This window comes from Roseateles sp. P5_B10, assembly GCF_056400485.1.
In genome coordinates, this window is sequence record NZ_JBFULE010000744.1 from 1 (window position 1) to 2,585 (window position 2,585).

General features: G+C 66.2%; 2 protein-coding genes and 2 pseudogenes. All 4 read right to left on the reverse strand.

Annotated features, from left to right (window positions below; translation table 11 throughout):
- Nucleotides 1-354: pseudogene (locus AC1DU6_RS26910) on the reverse strand (hypothetical protein); the annotation flags it as partial.
- Nucleotides 355-568: 214 nt separating this feature from the next.
- Nucleotides 569-1,114, reverse strand: coding sequence for a PEP-CTERM sorting domain-containing protein (locus tag AC1DU6_RS26915; RefSeq protein WP_477860860.1), 546 nt, complete (start codon nt 1,112-1,114; stop codon nt 569-571).
- A gap of 351 nt (nt 1,115-1,465) precedes the next feature.
- Nucleotides 1,466-2,041: a GNAT family N-acetyltransferase gene (locus tag AC1DU6_RS26920; protein WP_157282119.1), complete on the reverse strand. Its 576-nt coding sequence runs from the start codon at nt 2,039-2,041 to the stop codon at nt 1,466-1,468.
- Nucleotides 2,042-2,110: 69 nt separating this feature from the next.
- Nucleotides 2,111-2,585 (reverse strand): annotated as a pseudogene (locus AC1DU6_RS26925) (MFS transporter); the annotation flags it as partial.

Genomic DNA, 2,585 nt, shown 5'->3' on the forward strand with positions numbered 1-2,585 from the left:
GCGCAGATTAGGGCAAAGGCAGCCAAGGTGAATGACCCCGGCTTCTAAACGCCAACCCGCATCCACTGTGGATGCGTCTAGCAAGTTGTTCAGGTCGATCAGAGTGTCCTTACTCCACAGGACAGCGCGACGGTCTGCGCTACGCCCTACAACATCACCTGCGTTGTTGATGTCAGCGGCGTTGAAGGCACCGAGATCGGTGACGGTGGCGCCGTCCCACAGGGCGGCGTGTGAGCCAGCATCGCCAGCGATATCGCTGTCACCCACCACTTGGCCTCGATCGTTTATCGCTCGAGCAAAGCTGTCAGTACCGCCCAGCGTACGTAAATCCGCAGCGATAGTGCCGTGCCACAAGATGGCATGCCTCGCCGCATTTTTCGTGATATCCCGCGCCCACTATTTGGCCGGAATTATTAATGCCCAAAGCGAAAGTTTCACTGCCACCCAAAGTGCCGAGAAGGGTTTTGACACCGCCATTCCACAACGTTGCATTGGATTCGGAAAAAGCAGGCAAGTACGTGTTGCCCACCACTTGGTCTGTAAACCGGGAGGGCGGCTGCTGTTTCAGTCATAGAGGGAGTCCGCGGGCGGTCGTCTCGCACCACCGGCGGCGCAGCGACCAAAGACCTACGAGCCCGCCGGTGAAGGCCAGCCAACCGCTGGGCTCCGGCACAGGCGACAGCGTCGCGCCGTTGAAGAATCCGGACCCGGTGCTCATGGTCTCTCCCGCGAAATTCTTGATGTCCGTCAGCTCGAAACGCACCGCGAACGGCGTTGACAGCGAAGCGCTGGTCTCAAAGCCGAACGTCGCCGTCACTGGATGGCTGTAATCGGTGTTGATCCAGCTCGCAGAGCCGCCCCCCGGATCCRCCGTCCACTGCAGCGTGATGACCTGGGGCACGCCGAAGTCAAGAGTGACGTCGCCCTTGGCATCCAGCAATGCGGCCCACGCTGCCACCGACCCTGGCCCGCTCGCCACGGGCGTCGCCAAGGCGTTGTCCCAGCTGAGTTGGAAGGTGACCGCGCTCAAATCGACCGCTGGCTTCGAGCCGAAGAAGAAAGTGGTGGTGGCCGTGCCTCCGGCAACAAAGCTGCCAGAGGTCATGTAGAGCATGACCTCATCGAAGTCAGCGACCGCGCGGGCAGACGGGCTGCACGTCAAGGCGGCAGCCACCAAAGCCAGGGTGGCCAGACGTGGCCGGGCAAGAGGGCGCACAGCACAAATGATTGACATGGTGGGACCTTCGGGTGAGGCGGATGAGAGCGCCTGTGCAGCATGCGCCCGCACCCCGTCGTGTCCAATCCCTATGCCGGCACGGTGACACGAGTCGGCTGCTTCGGCGGCGACGAATGCCTCTGCCTGGCCTTGTCTCCCGCGCCATCAGCGTCTTGCGCGCCGCTCAGACCGCCGCCCCCCCAAGGTCGTGCTCTGGAGGTCGACGCTGCTAGGGAAGGTCTGGCAAGTTCAGGACACGCGCGCGTAGACGCATGTGTCGCGGGGATGCCCGTCGACACCAAGCGCCTCATTGCGCAGGATGCCTTCCAGCTCGAAGCCGCAACGTTCGGCAACCGCGCGGCTCCTGACGTTGCGCGGGTCGCAGCGGATCTCGACACGGCGCGCGGACAGCACATCGAAGGCCAGGCCTGTCAGCAACCGCACGGCCTCGCTGACATGCCCCTGGCCCGCCGCCTCGGGGCGGATCCAGTAGCCGATCTCGAAGCGCCGCACCGCCCAGTCCATGCGGTGCAGGCCGGTGCCGCCCAGCAGCCGACCCGGGCTGCCGTCGGCGCGGCGGGCGTAGATGTGGAAGCACAGGTCGCGTCGGGCGATGAAGTCGGCCTGCATGCGGCGCACCACCATCTCCGAGCTCTCCGCCGTCGGCGCCTCCTGGGCCCACGGCATCCAGGGGCGCAGATGCGAGATCGCCTGCGTGATGACGACGGCCAGCTCCGCGCCGACGCCGGCACGCGGCATCAGCAGCACGGTGCGCTCGCCGTCCAGGCGCTCGGGAATGTCGATCAACAGCGGATCAAGACTCATGGGCACCTTTCGCGCTGCGCGCTGTCCCGCCGGGCGGGAGCTGAGCCCCTTCGGGCGGCCGAGCGGGGCTCACGCTGTCACCACTTCAACCGGCTTGGGCAGTTCGCGCACGCCGCGGATGACCGGGTGACGCCAGGCCAGGGCCGCCAGCAGGCACGCGCCTACGCCCGAGAAGGCCAGCGCCGAGCGCAGGCCCATGTGCTCGCCCAGCCAACCACCGATCAGTGCGCCCGGCCCGGCAGGCAGCAGGATGAGCCAGCGCATCGTGCTCGTCATGCGGCCCAGCATGGGCGCCGGCGTGACAGCCTGGCGCAGCGACAGGAAGTTGATGAAGATCAGCACGGCACCGAAGCCGAAGGCGAACAGCATCACGCCAAAGCTGACCACGCCCAGATGACCCGCTGGCGCCAGCGCCAGCTGCAGCCAGCCGACGCCGCAGGCCGCATAACCCAGCACCAGGCATGGCCCCGGGCCGATGCGGCGGCTGATGCGGTGGCCGAAGATGCTGGCCAGCACGGTACCGGCGCCCAGCGCGACGTAGGAC